Source organism: Pseudomonas sp. 1176_21 (assembly GCF_052850635.1).
This window is the reverse complement of record NZ_VXCV01000006.1, coordinates 1-18,369: the sequence shown is the minus strand read 5'-3', so window position 1 is coordinate 18,369 and position 18,369 is coordinate 1. Positions and strand designations below refer to the sequence as shown.

The following is an 18,369-nucleotide window of genomic DNA, read 5'->3' as shown; positions in this document are numbered from 1 at the left end:
GTCCTCAGGCCGGGATGGCCACCTTGTCGAGCAGGCGGTCGAGTACCTCGCTGCTGGTCACGCCGTCGGCCACCGCGTCGTAGCTCAGTTGCAGGCGATGGCGCAGCACCGGGTGGAGCATGGCGCGCACGTTGTCGGGCGAGACGAAGTCCTGGCCCTGCAACCAGGCATCGGCGCGCGCGCAGCGGTCCAGGCCGATGCCGCCGCGTGGGCTGGCGCCCAGTTGCAGCCAGCGCGCCAGGTCGGCGTCGTAGTCGGCGGGGTGGCGGGTGGCGTTGACCAGTGCGATCAGGTAGCTGTCGATGGCCGGGGCCACGTGAATGGCCGCCACTTCCCGGCGGGCCTGGAAGATCACCTCCTGGCCGAGGCTGAAGCTGTCGCTGGCCGCCTTGGCCGCCGCCCGCTGTTCCTCCTGGCGCAGCAGTTGCAACACCTGGCTTTCATCGGCCGGCGCGGGGTAATCCAGCAGCACCTTCATCAGGAAGCGGTCCATCTGCGCCTCGGGCAGCGGGTAGGTGCCTTCCTGCTCAATGGGGTTCTGGGTGGCGATCACCATGAACAGGTCGGGCAGCCTGTGACTGGTGCCGGCCACGGTGATCTGGCGCTCCTCCATGGCTTCGAGCAGCGCCGCCTGCACCTTGGCCGGGGCGCGGTTGATCTCGTCGGCCAGGATCAGGTTGCCGAACAGCGGGCCGGGCTGGAAGCGCACCTGGTGCTGGCCCTCGACCTGTTGCAGCACCTCGGCGCCGGTGATGTCGGAGGGCAGCAGGTCGGGGGTGAACTGGATGCGGCTCATGCGTGCATCCAGGTGCCGGGCCAGTGCCTTGACCGTGCGGGTCTTGGCCAGGCCCGGCAGGCTCTCGAGCAGCACGTGCCCGTTGGCCAGCAGGCCCACCAGGATCTGGCGGATCACCTGGTCCTGGCCCAGCACCGAGGCGGCGATGGCGGCGTGCAGGGCATTGATGTCGGTGAGGGCGCTCATGGGCATTCCTTTGGGTCGGGTGGTTTCACCATGGCGCAGGCACCACGATGAACTGCACGTTGCTGCCGACGTATTGCGGCTGGTACCAGGTGGCGCCGCAGTGCTGGTAGGCCACGCCGTTGGCGACCACCGACACGCAGTCCGGCGGTACCTCGGCCACCTGGGTGCCGATGGCGATGGCCGTGGCAGTGGTGGCACCGACCACGGTAGCGGCGGCCCAGGGGTGATACCAGTCGTCCGGGTGCGGCGGTGGCGGTGGCGGTGGTGGCGGCATCGGGCCGGGGCCGGGCGGGTGAGGGCCCGGGCCCGGTGGATGCGGTGGCGGGCCCGGTGGGTGCGGCCCCGGGCCGGGCTGCGGATGCGGAGGCGGCGCCGGGTGGGGCGGCATCGGCTGCGGATGCGGGGGCATCGGGTGCGGCATGGGCTGGTAATGCGGCGGCGGGGGGGCGAAATGGCCGCCCCCGGCGTGATAGGGCACCACGAAGGTACGCCCGCCACCGCCGCCGCGCAGTTGCCAGGCGTCGGCCATCAGCGGTGTCAGCAGGCAGGCGCTCAGGCCCAGGTGCAGGCAGGTACGCAGTGGCGTCATGGCTGGCGGCCCTCGTTCGGTTCGCGCAGCGGCACCGCCACGGCCTTGGCCGGCGGGGTGAAGTCGAAGGCTGCCGGGTTGATGGGCGTGCTCAGGTCCCAGTCGAAGGTCACGCTGTGGCGCGGGCGCTCGGGGTCGTCGCGGCGGGTGATCATCAGCTTGCACGGCAACGGCTGCGCGCCTTCGCGTAGCCACAGTTGCCAGTCGATGTCGGGCTGGCGGAACACGTAGTGGGTACAGGCCTGGCCGTCAAGGGATTCGCTGCCGATCAGCGTGGCCTGGGTGATGCCGACCTGTTTCGCGGTCTGGGCGTTCCAGCGGAACAGGTCGGCCAGCGGCAGGGTGATGGCGTAGCGCTCGCTCAGTTGTCCGAGCAGTTGCTCGATGGTCGCCGGCGCCGTGCCTTTGCTGTAGTAGCCGTGACGACCGTCATACAGGGTGAACTGCTTGCCGTCGTAGAAGAACTGGCGCGCCGCCGAGCCCTGGTCGACGCTGACGAACAGCTTGTCGGGCTGGCGGGCGAGCACCTGGGTGTGGTGGGTGAAGGTCACCGTGGGGCCGCTGTCGAGCTGCTGGTCGGTTTCGCTGCGGGTGCTCAGGCTGAAGGCCTGCAGGCGGTGCAGGTAACTGCCCATGTTCGACAGCGCGGTCAGGGCCCTGGGGTCGAGCGGGTCGGCAGCCTTTGCCAGGGCCGGCAACAGGGCCAGCAGGGCCAGGCAGGTGAGTCGGTGCGAACGCTTCATCAGGCCTCCCATGGCTACCAGGCGTAGTTCAGGCGCAAGGTCCAGGTGTTCACATCGGGTGAGCCGGTACGTTCGGACACGGTGTCGGTGTAGGCGATCAGGCCACCGAACTGCGGCGAGAGCATGAAGCCCAGGCTGGCACCGACCAGGGTGTTGGCCTGCTTGTTGTCCTGGTTTTCGCCGTTGATGCGGGTTTCGCCGCCGAAGCTGTAGGTGGCGTCGAGGGAAGCCCACAGGCCGCGGTTGATGGTGTAGCTGTAGTGGCCTTCGACGGCATACAGCGGTTTCTGCTCCAGCTTGTTGTCGCCCAGGTAGTCGTCGTTGTCGCCGAATAGCGAAACCCAGGTGTTGACCTCCAGCCAGGTGGGGCCGATGGGGTGGCCGAAGCCGATTTCGGGTTTGACCACCCAGCGGTTGGCGCCGATGTTGATGACGCGGTTCTTGGCGTAGTCGCCATTGGGCACGGTGAGCCATACGGCGCCGGTCATGAAGGTTTCCGGGGTCCAGCTGGCGAACTCCTCGGCGGTCAGCGCCGGGCCGCCGAAGAAGTTGTGGGCGAACACGATCTGGGTGTCGCCCATGCCGCCGTTGTGCTTGGTGCCATTGAAGAAACGTGCATCGTCGAACGAGGCCGACACGTCGGCGTATGGCTGCACCAGCTGGATCGCGCTGTTGCGTCCGTCGATGCTGAACGAGCGCGCCAGGCGCAGGATGTAGAGGTCGGCATCCAGGGACAGGCCGTCGATGGGCAGGGCGGTGTCGATCGGGGTGTTGGTGTCGATACGGTTGTAGTAGCCGAACACCATGTTCAGGTCGATCGGGATGTTCTGCCAGTCACGCGCGTTGTCGGCCTGCACCAGCAGCGGCGCGCCACTGAGCACGAGCACCGGCAGGTAACGCAGGACAGGTCGGGTATGCATGGTGGTGCTCCTTCAATTGAACGCACAGGGTGCTGGCTGCCGGAGGGTCCGGTCATGGGCTGGCTACTTGCCGAAGGTCACGTTGAGGCCGGCGAACACGGTGAACTGCGGCAGGCCGTCACCTTTCTTTTCCACCGTCCACTGCGGCTCGATGAAGGCGTTGAGGATGTTGCTGCCGGCCTTCCAGGCCTTGCCCACGCCCAGCCCCAGCGGGATGTAGTGGGTGTCGTTCTTCAGGTCGAAGGTCCAGGTGCCGGTGGAGCGCAGGTACCAGCCCTTGGGCAGGTTGTGGATGATGAATGGCTGCAGGGTGGCGGTTTCGACGTGGGCGCGGTCATGGTCGCCGGCAAACGAGCTCTGGTACTGCACCAGCGCCCCGAGCAGCCCGCGTGGCGAGGCGTCGATGGCCACCGCCGCCAGCCCCGCCTGCCACTTGCCGGTGCCCAGCTCGTCGTGCTCGGCAGTGGGGGCGGTGAGCTGCGGGCCGATGCCCAGCTGCACGCCTTCGGTCTTGAGCAGGAAGATGTCGAACAGGTTGAGGTCGCCGATGCCGGTGCTGTAGCCGCCGTGGGGGTCGGGTCGGGTGCTGATGGGCAGGGTGGCGCGCAGCAGTTGCGGTACCGGCAGCAGTTCGCCAGGGGCGACCGGCAGGGTGCCGCGCACCAGAAAATCGTTGGTATGCACGTTGCTGTCGTACACCGAGGGGGTGTAGTAGTCCTGCAGGTTCAGGCCCGGTGCCAGGTTGAGCGGGTTGTTGCTCTTGTTGGCGGTTTCGGCGTTGTCCGCCAGGGCGTGCTGCAGGAACAGCAGGGCGCAGGGCAGCGCGAGACAAGTGGCGGTGGTCCTTTGCATGACGGTGGTGCCTGTTCAATGTTGCGCTTCTGGGCAGGGGCCGGCCTTGCCAGCGAGGCAGGGGCCCCAGGGGGCGAATGGGCGCGTACGCTGGCGCCGGCACCACCGGCGACCACAGGGTCACTGATACTTGATGACGATGCCCTTGAGCTTGCGTCCGTCGATGGAGCGGATATCGCGGTCCCAGAGCGGGCCACTGACATAGGCCGAAACCGGCTGGATGCGGTCGTAGACCACCACGACGGCGTCGCCGCCGATACTGGCGGCCTGTTCGCGCAGCTTCTGCTCCACGTCGGTGATCGGTGGCGGCGGGGACACGCTGGCATCGACCACGATCTCGCCCAGGCGGACATGGGGGCGGGTCGGTTCGCTGCGCAGTACCTCGACCGTAGCCGCAGTGGTGGGCGAAGGATGGGGCGCCCCGACGTATTGTGTGGTGCGGGCATCGATGCTGCTGCAGCCCGCCAGCCCGGCCAGCACCAGGCCCAATGCAAGAACGCTCATGCAACGTGGTATCGACATGCTTCGACTCCGTCCGAAGTATTAATACGCTGTAACAACGTTCCAATGAAAATAGCCGCACTTGGGCGGGCCGCAAGTGACGGGCGGCGAAAGTGCGGGTTTGTTACCATCGCGTTCTTTTGGGTCGGGGCATGTCCCGACAACGCACAGGAGTATGCAATGATCCTCACCACCACTGGCACTGTCGAAGGGCGCGAAGTCGCGGCCTACCTGGATGTAGTCAGCGCCGAATCGGTGCAGGGCATCAACGTGGTACGCGACATCTTCACCAGCTTTCGCGACTTTTTCGGCGGCCGTTCGCAAACCCTGGAAAGCGCCCTGAAAGAAGCGCGCATCCAGGCCACCGACGAAATCCGCCAGCGCGCCCGCAGCCTGCAGGCCGATGCAGTGATCGGCCTGGATTACGAAATCAGCATGCCGTCGGCCCGTGGCGGCATGGTGGTGGTGTTCGTCACCGGCACCGCGGTCAAACTCAGGTAGCCATAGGCCACTGGTCGGGTGCGACAATAAGTGACCAGGCAGTCTTCAAATGTCCGGCTAGTCTCTGAAAGCAACAGGTCACTATTTCCTAGGCATTCATCTGCGTGCCGGTAGTGATCCACAGCAGGGGAGCCGGGTATGAAGGAATCGTATTTCGAAGACGATGGTGACGAGTTTCCCATCAACAGCCAGGTGCGTTGCGGGCAAGCAGCGTTCCAGCTGGGGTTTGCCAACATGACCCTGGAAGACGCGCCGGTACGTGTGCGCTCCACGGTGCCACCGCGCAGCGAGCGCCGCCGGTTTCTGCCGGGCCTGCGCAAGAAGTAGCCACGGCGCCGAAGAGGCCCCGCCATCCAGCCTGTGCTGCGGTGTGTGGGGCTTTTTCATGCGGGTTGTAGGCTATTCCGCAAACAGACGACCGGTACGCTGAATCTGCCGTTTTATGCGGCTTTCTTGACCTCGCTCAATGGGGCGACGGCTGTCGCTAGCCCCCTTGGCGGTTGTATGCCTTACTGTCGGTTCGAACGAACAAGGAGCAGTGCGATGCGCATCAGGGAAGAGACTTATTGGGCGTGGGCCGACTCTCAGCTGCACAGCCGCAGCCATGACGAAGAACTCAGCGATGGCACCAGCATCGACGTGCAGGTGCGGTTGTCGCGCACCGGTGCCACGCAGATGTTCCTGGGGGTGTACGGGCGCCGGGGCAAGGCGCTGTTCGAGGAGTACTACCCCTCGTGCCCGGGTGAAACCATGAGCCGTGCGCTGGTGCGCGGTGTGGACCGGGCCCGGGCGTTGGCCACCGACGCCGTGCCGATGGAGCACCCGCGGTTTCGTCGACAGGCCTGATGCCTGCGGTTACGCCCTGTCGTGGCGCACAGGGAATGTGCGCAGATGGTGGGGCGAGCCGGAGCCGCGATGAGGCGATAAGGCACGCATAAAAAAGGCGACCCGAAGGTCGCCTTTTTCAATTCGCCTGGCTCAGCACAGCCGGTCGATCACCTTCACGTCCTGGCGCTCGCGGATGGCGGGCCATTCCTGTTGCAGGGTCTCCAGCACCTTGGCGACAAACGCGGTGTCTGCCGCTGCCTTCTTGCCGACGTAGCCCTTGCCACGGCGGAACATCCTGAAACGGGCGCGCATTTCACGCTTCGCATCGATCGCCTCTTCGACAGTGTGCGGCGGCATCTTGTCGATGTGCACGTCACCTGTGGCACTGACCCACAGCAGGTGGTCATCAAGGCTGTCCTTGCGGGCAGCGAACAGCTGAGCCAATTGGTCGATGGTGGGTTGGTTGTTCAAGTTGATCATAAAGCCCCCTATTACCTATTCGTCGTTGGTGAGTTCAAACCTGCGCTACTTCATGTAGCGATCTACCAAGGCTGCTACAGCAGCGTCGCAACAGGGGCTTTCTTCACTCTGCCTTTTGGACAGTCCCTCTCCACGGACAGCCCGAAACCGCTCGAACTGTCTGGAACACCCTTTGCCAGCGCTCCCGATCAGGGAGACGGCCTCATCATGCAAGGGGCAACGAATGCCGTCAATAGGTTTTGTAGTGATTTTTTTTATTCACTACAAATGACCGGTCAGTCTTTTTCGAGCTTACGGGTCGCCGCGCCACCGGCTGTTGGAATGTCCTACAAAGCGCTCTGGTCAGGGCGTCTTGGCCATGTATTGACCCGCGTCAGCGCGTACCGGCCAGGCGCTGGGGATGATAGGGGCCTGTTTTGTTGCCAAAGAAGTCCTGCCCATGAGTACCCCCGCCAATCCTCCCGCAGCGCCTGGCGCTCAACCCCTGTTGCCCGTGGGCCTGCTGCTGGGCATCGTCGCGCTGGTCGGCGTGCTGCTGTTGCCGCTGCCGGCCGACCTGCCGGTGGCCGGTCACCGCGTGCTGGCGATCCTGGCCTTTGCGGTGGTGATCTGGATCACCGAGGCGGTGTCGTACGAAGCCAGTGCGATCATGATCACCTCGCTGCTGGCATTTTTGCTGGGCACCGCACCGACCCTTGCCGACCCGTCGGTGATCTACGGCTCGTCGGCAGCCGTGAGCATGGCCCTGACGGGCTTTGCCAACCCGGCATTGGCACTGGTGGTGGGGGCCCTGTTCATCGCAGCGGCGATGACCCACACCGGGCTGGACCGGCGCATCGCGCTGGTCACGCTCAACCGTGTGGGCGTGAGCACCCGACGCATTCTGCTGGGGGCGATGGTGGTGATCATCCTGCTCAGCCTGGTGGTGCCCAGTGCCACGGCGCGCAGTGCCTGCGTGGTGCCGATCATGATGGGTGTGATCGCCGCGTTCGGCGTGAACAAGCGCTCCAACATCGCCGCCGGCATCATGATCATCGTGGCCCAGGGCACCAGCATCTGGAACATCGGCATCCAGACCGCTGCCGCGCAGAACCTGCTGACGGTCGGCTTCATGGACAAGATGCTCGGTGCACGGGTGTCATGGATCGACTGGCTGATCGCCGGGGCGCCGTGGGCGTTGATCATGTCGGTGGTGCTGATCGTGCTGGTGCTCAGGATGCTGCCCCCCGAGAGCGACAGCATTCCCGGCGGCAAGGCGGCGGTGGCCGAGCAGTTGCAGGCGCTGGGGCCGATGAGCGGGGCGCAGAAGCGTCTGCTGGGGGTGTCGCTGCTGTTGCTGCTGGCCTGGGCCACCGAGGGCAAGCTGCATCACTTCGACACCACCTCGACCACCTACGCCGGGTTGGTGCTGCTGTTGCTGCCGCGCTTCGGGGTGATGACCTGGAAGGATGTGCAGGCGCGTATTCCGTGGGGCACGGTGATCGTGTTCGGCGTCGGCATCAGCCTGGGCACCACCCTGTTGACCACCCAGGCCGGGCAATGGCTGGGCGGGCAGGTGGTGGCCAATACCGGGCTGGATCAATTGGGCACGCTGGGGGTGTTCTCGATTCTGGCGGCGTTTCTGATCGTGATCCACCTGGGCTTTGCCAGTGCCACGGCGCTGACCTCGGCGCTGCTGCCGATACTGATCGCGGTGCTGCAGACCTTGCCGGGGGATTTCAGCCGCCTGGGCATGACCATGGTGCTGGGGTTTGTGGTCAGCTACGGGTTCATCCTGCCGATCAACGCACCGCAGAACATGGTGTGCCTGGGTACCGAAACCTTCAACGCGCGGCAGTTTGCCAAGGTCGGGATCGTGGTGACGCTGGTGGGGTACGGGTTGATGCTGGTGTTCGCCGCAACATGGTGGCACTGGCTGGGCTGGATGTAGAAGGGCCGTTGCAAGCGGCAAGCGGCAAGCGAGGCCGAGCCAGCTTGCCGCTTGCAGCGATGCTCATCAGAAGTTCGCCGGGGTGTTGGCGCTGATGATCTCGGCTTCGTCCTGGCCGATGTTCTTGAAGCTGTGGGGCAGGGTGGTGGGGAAGTAGTAGCCGTCGCCGGAGTTCAGCACGCTGACCTGGCCGTCTACCCGCAACTCGATGGTGCCACGGGTCACCAGGCCGCATTCCTCGCCCTCGGTGTGCACGATCGGCTCTTCGCCGGAGTCGGCGCCCGGCGCATACAGCTCGCGCAGCATGCGCATCTGCCGACCTTCGACACTGGCGCCGACCAGCAGCATGCGCAAGCCACCACTGCCCAGGTCGGGCTGCTCGTTGGCGCGGAACACGAAGCGTTCTTCGCGCGGCGGTTCGTCGAAACTGAAGAACTCCGCCAACGACATCGGGATGCCTTCCAGCAGCTTTTTCAACGAGCTCACCGATGGGCTGACGCGGTTCTGCTCGATCTGTGAAATCGTCGAGTTGGTCAGGCCGCTGCGCCTGGCCAGCTCCCGTTGCGAGAGCTTGGTGCGTTCACGTACCAGTTTGAGTCGTGTCCCCGTGTCCATAGCCGCCTTGATGTCAAAAATAATGGGCGACGCATTAAAACACATTCCGTCGCCGAACCCGCCTACTGGCGTGCAGGCACCGGCCACAAGGCGATCAACAGCAGCAGCAAGGCGGCCATCAGGTACGGCAGGCGCGGGTCCAGGGCGTAGATCAGGGTGCCGGCCAGCGGCCCGATCACCGTGCCCAGCGCCTGTGCCGCGCCCACAGAGCCTGCGGTCGCGCCCTGTTCACCGGCATCCACCGCGTTCGCCGCCAGCGCCTGGAACGCCGGGAACACCCAGCCCATGCCGGCCGCAGCGACGAAGTAGCACGCCCACAGCATGCCCACGCTGTCGGCCAGGGCGCCGCTGGCAAAACCCAGCGCACTGATGCAGCCGCCCACACGGATCATGCGCAGCGGCGGCCATTGCAGCTTGCTCACCAGCACCTGCGAGAAGATCAGCGCCGCACCCACCATGGTCAGGGCAATGCCCGCCGCCTGGGCGGCATCGGCAGGCGCCAGGCCCAGGCGGTCAAGGGCAAAGAAGCCTACGGTGATCTGCGCCAGCGACACGCACAGCATCGCCACGAAGGCCACCGTGAGCGGGCGAAGCAGGCGCGGGTCGGTCAGGCTGACGGGGCAGGGCGGTTGCCTCAGGTGCAGCTCCTGACCCTTGAGCTTGAACTGCAGTACCAGCAATGCCAGCAGTGGCAGCACCGACATCGCATAGAACGGCAGGCTCAGGCTGTGGCGCGCCAGCAGCGCGGCCAGTGCCGGGCCCATCACCAGGCCCACGGCGTTCGCCGCACCCAGCGAGGCCATGGCGCGGGCGCGCTGTTGCGGTTGCATGTTGTCGGCAATCAGCGCGGCGCAGCCGACCGGCAGGGCGGCATAGAACGCACCGATCAGGCCGCGGCCGATCACCAGTGCGGCAAAGGCCAGGGAGGTGGCCGGCAGGTAGCGCAGCGCGCCATCGATGAACAGGCACAGGGCCCAATAGGCCAGGGTGAACCCCGCGGTGCCCACCAGCAGCACCCGGCGGCGACCGAAGCGGTCGCTGGCCCGGCCCCAGGGGCGCGCCAGCAGCATCCACACCACCCCGGCTACCGTGACCGCCGCCCCCGCCTGCCAGGCTGCCAGGCCCAGCACCCGGGCGATGGGGCCGATCAGGGCGACGAAGGCCATCATCGCCATGGTGCAGGCCATGTTGACCACCATCAGCGGACGCAGGTCGAAGGCGGGGGTTTTGAGCAGCGGGGGTTGCTGGGCGGTGTTCATGGCTATCCAAGGCAGAGGAGCAAGGCGGCCATTGTGCCGCAGCTGTCCCCAAGGCTAAAGCCTGTAAACGATAGTAATAATCATTTAACTGACTTCAGCCTTGTTGCTGTGGGTTAGAAGTCGCCTTGCAGGGTCACCATCAGGTTGCGCGGCTCGCCATAGAAGTTGCCCCAGCCAGCGGCGCCGACGCTGCTGTAGTAGTGCTTGTCGAACAGGTTGTTGCCGTTGAGGGCCAGGCTCCAGTTGTCATCCAGGCGATAGCCGATGCGGGCGCTCCACAGGGCGTAGCCGGGCTGCACCATCTTGGTGTTGCGGTCCACGAAGTGGTTGGCACTCTGCGCGCTGACCCCGCCGCCCACGCTCCAGCGCTGCAGGGCGCCGTCCAGGTCGTAGTTGGTCCATACACGCGCCATGTGCCTGGGCACGTAGCTGGCGGTGAAGGTGGCGTCCTGGCGGGTGTCGTCGATGCGCTTGAGGTATTCGACCTGGGTGTAAGTGTAGCCGGCCAGCACCTGCAGGCGCTCGATCAGTTCACCGCTCAGCTCGGCTTCGAAGCCCTGGGCGCGCACCTTGCCGCTGTCGGTGTAGCAGAAACCGTCGGACGACCCGCCGCATACCGTGTTGTAGTCAGCCTCGGCGCGACCCTGCTCGGTGTTGCGGAACAGGTTGAAGGCGCCATTGAGGCGACCCTGGTACCACTCGGCCTTGACCCCCACCTCATAGCTGGCACCGGTCTTGGGCTTGAGCGAACTGCCGTCGGCCTTGGTGTAGGTGCTTTGCGGCTGGAAGATGTCGGCGTAGCTGGCGTACACCGACCAGGTGTCGTCCAGGTCGTAGATCAACGCGGCGAACGGCGTCACCTGGCCGTTTTCCTGGCTGCGGTTGCGCTGCCAGTAGTCCCAGGCCTGGGTGTAGCTGTCGCTGCTGTTGCGGTACCAGCTGACGCGGCTGCCGAGTACGGCGGTGAGGGGCTCGGCCAGCTTCAGGCGCAGGGTGGCGTAGGTGCCGAACTGACGGGTGTCGGAGGTCACCGGAATCGGCCCGCCGCGGTAGGACTCCTTCTCGTAGACCGAGTCACCCGGCTTGGGGATGTGCGGGTTGGGGTTGAACGGGTTCTGGGTGACGCCGTACAGCTCGGTCAGGTTGATCAGTTCGTAGCGGTCGCGGCCCTTGGAGCGGCTGGCGTTGGCGCCGACGATGATCTCGTGCTCCAGGCCCCAGGCCTGGAAATGGCCGTCCAGGTTGGCGTCGAAGCCGTAGTCGTCCTGGTCGTAGTCGAACAGCCCGGAGTACAGCTTCGAGGCGCCCTGGGTACTGCCCACCGGCACGGTGCCTTCGCCCATGGCGTATTGCATGTTCTGGTCGTTGTGGGTGTACATCGAGGCGACCTTGAGCGCCCAGTCTGCGTTGAAACGGTGGGTGAGGTCGGCGAACAGGCTGGTTCGCTCGCTGTCCCAGTGGTTCCACGACGCGCCCAGGCAGGTGGAGCGCGACAGCTTCAGGTCGCTGCCGTCGCTGTAGCGCGGCAGGCCCTGCCAGCAGGGCTTGGCGTCGAGCTTTTCGTAGGCCAGGCCCAGGCCCAGGGTGGTGTCCTCGTTCAGGTCGTAGTCCAGTGCGCCGTACACCACCTGGTCTTCGCGCTCGCCGATGTCGTAGAAGTACTTGCGGTCCTGCTGGGCGACCACGGCACGCCCGCGCAGGGTGCCGGCGTCGTTGAGCGGGCCGCCGGTGTCGACCTGGGCGCGGTAGTTGTCCCAGGTGCCGGCCGACAGCGTGACGTGGGTGGCGGCCTTGTCCTGGCCGCGCTTGCGAATGAAGTTGACCCCGCCGGCCGAGCTGCCGGCGCCTTTCATCATGCCGGCGGCGCCGCGCATGATCTCGACGCGGTCGTAATAGGCCATGTCGCTGGAGAAGCTGTTGGCCTGCACGTAGTTGCCGCCCACATCCAGCGGTACGCCGTCGTACTGGTACTGGCCGGCGATCATGAAGCCGCGCGAGTAGAAGTACTTGCCGCCCATGGGCGAGTCGTGAACGGTGATGCCGGGGGTTTTCTCCATCACCTGTTCGAGGCTGGTGAGGTTCTGTTCGTCCATCATCTTGCGCGTGATGACCGTGACCGACTGCGGGGTTTCGCGCAGCGAATGCTGACCCTTGCCGATGCTGACGCTGCGCACGGTGTAGCTGTCGGTGCTGTCGCCGGTGCTGCTGGTGCGGGTGCCGTCGACGTTGGTGGCGCCCAGTTCCAGGGCGCCGTTGCTGCTGGGGGCCGGGCGCAGCGAGTAGCTGCCGTCGCCTTGTGGGAAGGCTTGCAGCCCGCTGCCGGCCAGGATGCGGCCGAGGCCGTCGAGGGTGGCGTACTGGCCTTGCAGGCCGGGGCTCTGCTTGCCGCGGGTGAGGGCGGCGTCGTAGGACAGGTTGAGGCTGCTGGCGGCGGCGAAGGCGCCGAGCACGCTGGCCAGCGAACCGGCCGGAATGTTGTAGGCCGTGCGGCTGCTGCTGACTTCATCGGCCATCGCCGAGGGGGCTGGCAGCACGCTGGCGGCCATGGCGGCGGCCAGCAGGTGGGCGGGGAGCAGGCGGGGGGAACGGGGTGACATGGGGGCCTCGTCGGATGCAGAAGGGATGCGCGAAAGGGGGTGTTTCAGACAAGGCGGATGAGAATGAGAAAAGGTACCGCGGGGGGAGGAATTTTTTTTGCTGCATCAAACACTGCGCTGTGCAGGTCAAGAGCCGGCCAGACAAGGCCGGCGCCTACATCACCCGCACCCAGTACCGACCATGCCGCTCGATTCGCAAATCGAACGAGCGCGCCAGCGCCGACAGCGCTGCATCACTGTCGGTCAACGAGAAGTTGCCCGACACACGCTGCTCTGCCAGCTGCGGCGCATAGGTCAGCAACCCCGGCCGGTACCGCCCCAGCTCGTCGAGCAGATCACCCAGCCGCCAGTTCTCCACCACCAGTTGCCCCAGGCTCCACGCCGCCTGGGCCGCCGACGCCAGCTGCGGGCTATCCACCCGCTGATCACTGAACCCGCACGCCTGCCCGCTCTCCAGGCGCTGCGCCTCCCCCAGCAAGGGGCTGACCCGCACCGCATGCTCGAACACCTCGACCTCGCTGCGCCCGGCCTGCTGCGCCACGCTGAAGCGCGTGCCCAACGCCTGCACCACGCCCTGCGCGGTCTGCACCCGCAACGGCCGCTGCTGCACATCCTTGCCACTGGTAAGCAGGATGCGCCCGCGCACCAGCTGAATCAGCCGTTGCCGGCTGTCGAAGCGAATGTTCACCGCCGACGTCGTATCGAGCACCAGCTGGCTACCGTCGGCCAGGGTGACGCTGCGAATTTCACCCGTGCCACTGTGCACGTCCGCCAGCAACGCCTGCGCCGGAGTACTGCGGTAGCTGGCCCAGCCACCCAGCCCCAGCCCGGTCGCCAGCAGCAGCCCCTTGACCACGCCGCGGCGGGTCAGGCCCTGGGCTTCGGCACGCTTGAAGGCATCGAACGCCAGCCCACCCGGCACACTGGCCAGTTGCCCATGCAACTGCTCGACCCGGGCCCAGGCCCAGCCGTTCTGCGGGGCACTGTCCAACCATGCCCGCCAGGCCCGTTCCAGGCCGGGGCTGGCATCGCCGGCCATGCGCTGCACATGCCAGCGGGCGGCTTCCTTGAGCGCCTGGCGCTGCGCTTCGCGGTCGTTGCTCATGGCTGCTCGTCGAAGGCGAGCAGCAGGCAGCGCTCGGTGGTCTTGTACATGTACTTCTTCACCGAACTGAGCGAAACGCCCAGCGCCGTGGCGATTTCGCCATAGGTCATGCCCAGCCAGTTGGCCATCAGGAACGCCTGGCGCGCCTTGGCGCCGCACCCGGCCAGCAGGCGGTCGACTTCGCGCAGGGTCTCGAGAATCAGCAGGCGCTCTTCCAGCGAGATCTCCTCGTACACCGGCTGGGCGGCCAGGGCCTCGAGGTAGGCCTGTTCAAGCTTCTGGCGCCGGAAGTGGTCGATCATCACCCGCCGCGCCACGGTCGCCAGGTAGCTGCGCGGCTCGCGCAGCAGGCGCACCACCTCCAGCGACTCGGACGAGGCGAGGATGCGCACGAAGGTGTCTTGCATCAGGTCGGCGGCGCGCTGCGGGCAGCTCAGGCGCCGGCGCAGCCAGTGCTGCAACCACAGGTGATGGTGCTGGTAGAGCTGGCCGACTTCGGCGTTGGCGGGTGAGGTGGGGGCGCTCATCCTGGCGACTTCCGGGGAAAAAGGATGCAGATGATAAGCATTCCCAAGAATGTTAGGAAGAGGGCAGGTGAAATAGCGCTGGGCGCATCGCGGGTCAAGCCCGCTCCCACGGGGTCTGCACCGTCCTGCAAGGCAGCGGTGTGCCTGTGGGAGCGGGCTTGCCCCGCGAAAGGGCCGCCACGCGGCCCCTTGGCGATTACCACAACGCCAGCGTATACCCCACGATCAAGCGGTTCTCGTCGATATCGCTGGTCAACCCGCCACTGGAACGGAACGTCGCATTGCGCAATCGCACGCTCACGTTCTTCAGCGGCCCGCTCTGCACCACATAGGCGATGTCGGTGTCGCGCTCCCATTCCTTGCCGCCGCTCACCGTCGCGGTCTGGATATGGTTGCCATTCACATAGCGGGTCATGAAGCTCAGCCCCGGCAGCCCCAGCGCGGCGAAGTTGTAGTCGTAGCGCGCCTGCCACGCATCGGTTTCGGCCTTGGTGAACACATTCACCGTCACCAGGTTGACCGAGTACGGGTCCAGCCCCGGGTAGGCGAAGTCGCCGTCCCCCGAGAGGTTCTGGTAGCCCAGGCCGAATTTGTGCGCGCCCACGCCCAGGGTCAGCATGCCGTTGAAGAAGCGGTTGTCGATGCGCCCGCCGTCCACCCGCGCAGCGGAACGCAGGTTGGCGCTGCCTTGTTCGCGGGTGTCGAAGTAGCGCAGGTCGCTGCGCAGGCTCACGCCTTCGGCCAGCGGCATGTCATGCACCAGCCCGGCGTAGTGCTGGCGGTAGAGGTCGTGCATCTGTGCGTAGTAGTAGCTCAGCGCCAGGTTGGGGCGCAGCGCGTAGGTGCCGCCTGCCAGGTCCAGGTGGCTGCTCTGGACACCGGCATAGCTCATCTGGTCGTTGCTCGAGGAGTCGCGCAGGTTCTGTTTTTCCAGGCGGCCCACGTTCAGGGTCAGGCCGTCGATGTCCTGCGAGGTCAGCAGGCTGCCGTTGTAGGTCGAGGGCAGCAGGCGCACGTCGTTGATCGAGGCAACCGGCAAGGTGGGCTGCAAGGTGCCGAGCTTGAGCACGCTCTTGCCCAGGCGCAGCTTGGCGGTCAGGCCCAGTTCGCTGTAGTCGTGCGCCGGCTCCTGGCTGGCGCCGAACGGCAGCAGGCCGGTGCCCCGGTGCGCCTTGCTGGAGTCGAGCTTCAGGCCCAGCTCGCCCAGCGCATCCAGGCCAACGCCCAGGGTGCCTTCGGTGTAACCCGATTCCATGCGCAGGATGAAGCCCTGGGCCCACTCCCGCGCCTGGCTCTGGGGCGCGGCGTGCTGGCGAAAGTCGCGGCTGAAATAGAAGTTGCGGGCCTCCAGGCTGGCCTTGCTGTCCTGGATGAAATCGGCCTGCACAAGCAACGGCGCAAGCGCGGCGCACAGGCCGGCGCTGGCCGTCAGGGGACGGCGGGAAAACGACATGCAATCTACCTTTTGTTGTTGTTCTGGCGGCAGCCGCTGCTGCGGTGCGGGCATATAATTAACATATTATCTTTTTGCCCCGAAAGCCTTTGCAGGCTTGCGAGCGAAAAAAGTTAACGTGTTAACGTTATGCCCGTTGCCAGGTAGGTTGCCTGTTGCTGCGCCGGCGCGCTCAGCGCCCCGGCCACATGCTGCGCAACACGCTATCGCGGCGGACAAAACCGTGCACCAGTGCGGCGGCGATATGCACCAGCACCGTGGCAAACAGCAGGTACGCCAGCCAGCCGTGCAGGGCGCGCAGCAGGGCGTACAGGCGCAGGTCGTGGGGCGCGATGGCCGGCAGTTGCCACGGCAGCGGGTAGCCACCGGCCGATTGCATGCCCCAGCCGATCAGCGGCATGCCCAGCATCAACCCGTACAGCAGCAGGTGCGAAGCCTTGGCGGCCCACTGCTGCAGGCGTGGCAGGTCGCTGGGCAGGGGCGGGGTGGCGTAGCGCAGGCGTGTGGCGATGCGCAGCACCACCAGCACCAGCAGGGCCAGGCCGATGGCCTTGTGCAGGCTGACCAGCCAGGGGTGGCGGGGCGAGAGGTCGGCGACCATGCTCACGCCGACAAACAGCATCGCCAGGATCAACACGGCCATCAGCCAGTGCAGCAGGCGCGCCAACGGGTGGAAGCGGGTGGACGGGTGCAGGTTCATGGGTGGGCCCCCAGGGCGGTTTCGCGGCTGCGCCGGTTGAAGGATTCGGCATAGGCGGCCGAGCGGGCGGCCAGGATCGGGTCGGCCGAGGCCTGGATGCCGTCGGGCAGTATCAGCGGGTCGAAGTTCAGGTCACGGCATTCGCCCTGCTCGGGCGCATCGACGTGGTCGATCACCAGGGTGCCGGCATCGACCTGCTGGCGGGTGACGGGCCAGGGGCGCGCGGGGTCGTCCACCGGGTCGTCGGCGCCGGCCAGGGTCAGGCGCAGGGTCCAGCGCAGCGGGCCCTTGGCCAGGCGTTGCTGCAGGTCGTGCTGAAGGAAGTTCCTGTCGTCGACCTGGGCTGGCAACGGGGCGAAGTCGCTGTGCGGCTGCAGGCTCCAGCGCACGTACTGCACCTTGCCCGCCGCATCCACCAGGCGAAACGCGTTGATGCTGTTGAAGGCCGAGCTGGCAAAGCTGTCGGAGGGCTTGTAGTCCCTGGCCCACTGGCGGAAGGCGGCGCTTTCGGGATGCCTGGCGAAAAACGCCTGCAGGGCCGCCGGGTCCGGCTTGCCGGTGGCCGGGTCGGGCGTCGAGGCCAGCACCTGTTCGTAGAACCCTGCGGCATCGCTGACGGCCAGCACTGGCGGGGTGTTCATGCCGGTACGCCAGCGCTGACCGTCGTCGCTGCTGAACTGCAGCGCGAGGCTGCGGGTGGCGACACTGGCGTCGGCGCTGAACGGGTTGGCGCCGCCGATGGCGAAACGTCCGATCACCGGCACTCTGGATTGGCTGAACACCCGGGCCCGCGACCAGCTGGCAGCCTGGCCGCTGCTGTCGAAATAGCCGCTCACGCACAGGCCCTTGGCGTGGTTCTTTCGATAGCCGGGGTAGTGCCCGGCCTGGGCCTCGAAGGTGTCGATGATACGTTGCGGGGTCAGGCGCTGCGGGCCGATCCAGCCGGCAGCGTAGGCAAAGCTTGCGCCCAGGGCGGCGATACCCAGGCCGATGACGGCCAGGCGCAGGGTGCGGGCGCGACCGTTTAACGGAGTGCTCATGGCGGCGATCCGGTCAGTGAATGAGCCGGTACGACGCACCGCACCAGGTTTTATTCCACGCCGGCGGGAATAAATTTCGGCGGCGAGCGTCTGCCTCGTACACTGACTGCCAGCCGCCCAGAACCCCGACCATGAACGATCTTGATGACGACCAGTTGCGCGACATGCTCCAGCGCCTGCGCCGCTTTGCCTTGTGGCTGACCCGCGAGGCCAGCAGCGCCGACGACCTGGTGCAGGCCACGGTGGAGCGCGCCCTGAGCCGGCGCAGCCAGCAGCGTGGCGATGACAGCCTGCGCGCCTGGCTGTTCGCGATCCTGTACCGGCTGTTCATCGACGCCAAGCGCCGCGAGCGCCGGCATGCCCGCTGGCTGGCGTGGTTCGGGCGCGACGAGGCGGTGGGCAGCAGCACCGAGGATATCGTGCTCGCCGAGTCGGGCCTGGCCGCATTCGCGCGCCTGCCCACCGAGCAACGGGCGCTGTTGCTGCTGGTGAGTGTCGAGGGCCTGAGCTACAAGGAGGCCGCCCAGGCCCTGGACGTGCCCATCGGCACGGTGATGTCGCGCCTGTCGCGGGCGCGTGCGGCAATGCGAGAACTGGCCGAGGGCAATACGCCGCCCCCGGCATTGCGGAGGTTGAAATGAGCCGGCTGATCCCGTCCGAAGACGAGTTGCACGCCTATGTCGACGAACGCCTCGAGACGGCGCGCCGCCGCGAGGTGGAACTGTACCTGGCAGCCCACCCCGAGCA

The 18,369-nt window shown here is 66.4% G+C and carries 20 protein-coding genes and 1 pseudogene; 6 read left to right on the top strand and 15 right to left on the bottom strand.

Annotated features, from left to right (window positions below; all coding sequences use genetic code 11):
* Positions 1-4: 4 nt before the first annotated feature.
* The 6 genes from FW760_RS15475 to FW760_RS15450 form a co-directional block, all read right to left on the bottom strand.
* Entirely contained in the window at positions 5-982 is a 978-nt protein-coding gene (locus tag FW760_RS15475; protein WP_043859761.1) for an AAA family ATPase, read from the bottom strand.
* A gap of 25 nt (positions 983-1,007) precedes the next feature.
* Positions 1,008-1,571 carry a hypothetical protein gene (locus tag FW760_RS15470; protein ID WP_446443851.1) on the bottom strand — a complete coding sequence of 188 codons (564 nt, stop codon included), beginning with the start codon at positions 1,569-1,571 and terminating at the stop codon, positions 1,008-1,010.
* Entirely contained in the window at positions 1,568-2,314 is a 747-nt protein-coding gene (locus FW760_RS15465) for a DUF2092 domain-containing protein (RefSeq protein WP_313326203.1), read from the bottom strand. The genes FW760_RS15470 and FW760_RS15465 overlap by 4 nt, the downstream gene beginning before the upstream one ends.
* Positions 2,315-2,328: 14 nt before the next feature.
* Entirely contained in the window at positions 2,329-3,234 is a 906-nt protein-coding gene (locus FW760_RS15460) for a transporter (protein WP_043859780.1), read from the bottom strand.
* Between the two features lie 63 nt (positions 3,235-3,297).
* The gene (locus tag FW760_RS15455; RefSeq protein ID WP_446443850.1) at positions 3,298-4,086 is read right to left on the bottom strand and encodes a hypothetical protein; all 789 of its coding nucleotides are present in this window, start codon (positions 4,084-4,086) and stop codon (positions 3,298-3,300) included.
* A 120-nt stretch (positions 4,087-4,206) separates the two neighbouring features.
* Complete coding sequence (locus FW760_RS15450) at positions 4,207-4,590, bottom strand: hypothetical protein (RefSeq protein ID WP_408004359.1); 384 nt, start codon at positions 4,588-4,590, stop codon at positions 4,207-4,209.
* 177 nt (positions 4,591-4,767) lie between these two features.
* Here FW760_RS15450 and FW760_RS15445 point away from each other — a divergent pair, with 177 nt between their 5' ends.
* The 3 genes from FW760_RS15445 (at position 4,768) to FW760_RS15435 (ending at position 5,934) form a co-directional block, all read left to right on the top strand.
* Entirely contained in the window at positions 4,768-5,088 is a 321-nt protein-coding gene (locus tag FW760_RS15445) for a YbjQ family protein (RefSeq protein WP_043859777.1), read from the top strand.
* A 138-nt stretch (positions 5,089-5,226) separates the two neighbouring features.
* On the top strand, positions 5,227-5,415 hold the full coding sequence (locus tag FW760_RS15440) for a hypothetical protein (protein WP_043859776.1): 189 nt from the start codon (positions 5,227-5,229) through the stop codon (positions 5,413-5,415).
* A gap of 216 nt (positions 5,416-5,631) precedes the next feature.
* Entirely contained in the window at positions 5,632-5,934 is a 303-nt protein-coding gene (locus FW760_RS15435) for a hypothetical protein (protein ID WP_043859775.1), read from the top strand.
* A gap of 132 nt (positions 5,935-6,066) precedes the next feature.
* On the opposite strand, the gene FW760_RS15430 is transcribed toward FW760_RS15435, so the two are convergent.
* Positions 6,067-6,396, bottom strand: coding sequence for a hypothetical protein (locus tag FW760_RS15430; RefSeq protein WP_043859774.1), 330 nt, complete (start codon positions 6,394-6,396; stop codon positions 6,067-6,069).
* 439 nt (positions 6,397-6,835) lie between these two features.
* On the opposite strand from FW760_RS15430, the gene FW760_RS15425 reads away from it, so the two are divergent.
* Positions 6,836-8,326 (top strand): DASS family sodium-coupled anion symporter, encoded by a 1,491-nt coding sequence (locus tag FW760_RS15425; protein WP_054915142.1) that lies wholly within the window; start codon positions 6,836-6,838, stop codon positions 8,324-8,326.
* Between the two features lie 66 nt (positions 8,327-8,392).
* Here FW760_RS15425 and FW760_RS15420 read toward each other — a convergent pair whose 3' ends face one another.
* The 8 genes from FW760_RS15420 to FW760_RS15385 all read right to left on the bottom strand — a co-directional run bounded on the left by FW760_RS15420 (position 8,393) and on the right by FW760_RS15385 (position 17,622).
* Complete coding sequence (locus FW760_RS15420; RefSeq protein ID WP_043859772.1) at positions 8,393-8,941, bottom strand: cupin domain-containing protein; 549 nt, start codon at positions 8,939-8,941, stop codon at positions 8,393-8,395.
* Between the two features lie 62 nt (positions 8,942-9,003).
* On the bottom strand, positions 9,004-10,200 hold the full coding sequence (locus FW760_RS15415; protein ID WP_446443849.1) for an MFS transporter: 1,197 nt from the start codon (positions 10,198-10,200) through the stop codon (positions 9,004-9,006).
* A gap of 113 nt (positions 10,201-10,313) precedes the next feature.
* Positions 10,314-12,797: a TonB-dependent siderophore receptor gene (locus FW760_RS15410; protein WP_196932448.1), complete on the bottom strand. Its 2,484-nt coding sequence runs from the start codon at positions 12,795-12,797 to the stop codon at positions 10,314-10,316.
* Between the two features lie 154 nt (positions 12,798-12,951).
* Positions 12,952-13,902, bottom strand: coding sequence for a FecR domain-containing protein (locus FW760_RS15405; protein WP_088515181.1), 951 nt, complete (start codon positions 13,900-13,902; stop codon positions 12,952-12,954).
* The gene (locus tag FW760_RS15400; RefSeq protein ID WP_116054863.1) at positions 13,899-14,429 is read right to left on the bottom strand and encodes a sigma-70 family RNA polymerase sigma factor; all 531 of its coding nucleotides are present in this window, start codon (positions 14,427-14,429) and stop codon (positions 13,899-13,901) included. The genes FW760_RS15405 and FW760_RS15400 overlap by 4 nt, the downstream gene beginning before the upstream one ends.
* A gap of 196 nt (positions 14,430-14,625) precedes the next feature.
* Complete coding sequence (locus FW760_RS15395) at positions 14,626-15,882, bottom strand: OprD family porin (protein WP_116054860.1); 1,257 nt, start codon at positions 15,880-15,882, stop codon at positions 14,626-14,628.
* Between the two features lie 172 nt (positions 15,883-16,054).
* Positions 16,055-16,582 (bottom strand): cytochrome b, encoded by a 528-nt coding sequence (locus tag FW760_RS15390; RefSeq protein ID WP_054915136.1) that lies wholly within the window; start codon positions 16,580-16,582, stop codon positions 16,055-16,057.
* A complete protein-coding gene (locus FW760_RS15385; RefSeq protein WP_054915135.1) occupies positions 16,579-17,622 on the bottom strand; it encodes a catalase family peroxidase in 1,044 nt (347 codons plus the stop codon). Before FW760_RS15385 ends, FW760_RS15390 begins: the two co-directional genes overlap by 4 nt.
* 131 nt (positions 17,623-17,753) lie before the next feature.
* On the opposite strand from FW760_RS15385, the gene FW760_RS15380 reads away from it, so the two are divergent.
* Positions 17,754-18,263, top strand: a complete 510-nt coding sequence (locus FW760_RS15380; protein ID WP_116054857.1) for a sigma-70 family RNA polymerase sigma factor — start codon at positions 17,754-17,756, stop codon at positions 18,261-18,263.
* Positions 18,260-18,369 (top strand): annotated as a pseudogene (locus FW760_RS15375) (anti-sigma factor); the annotation flags it as partial. The gene FW760_RS15380 and the pseudogene FW760_RS15375, both read left to right, overlap by 4 nt.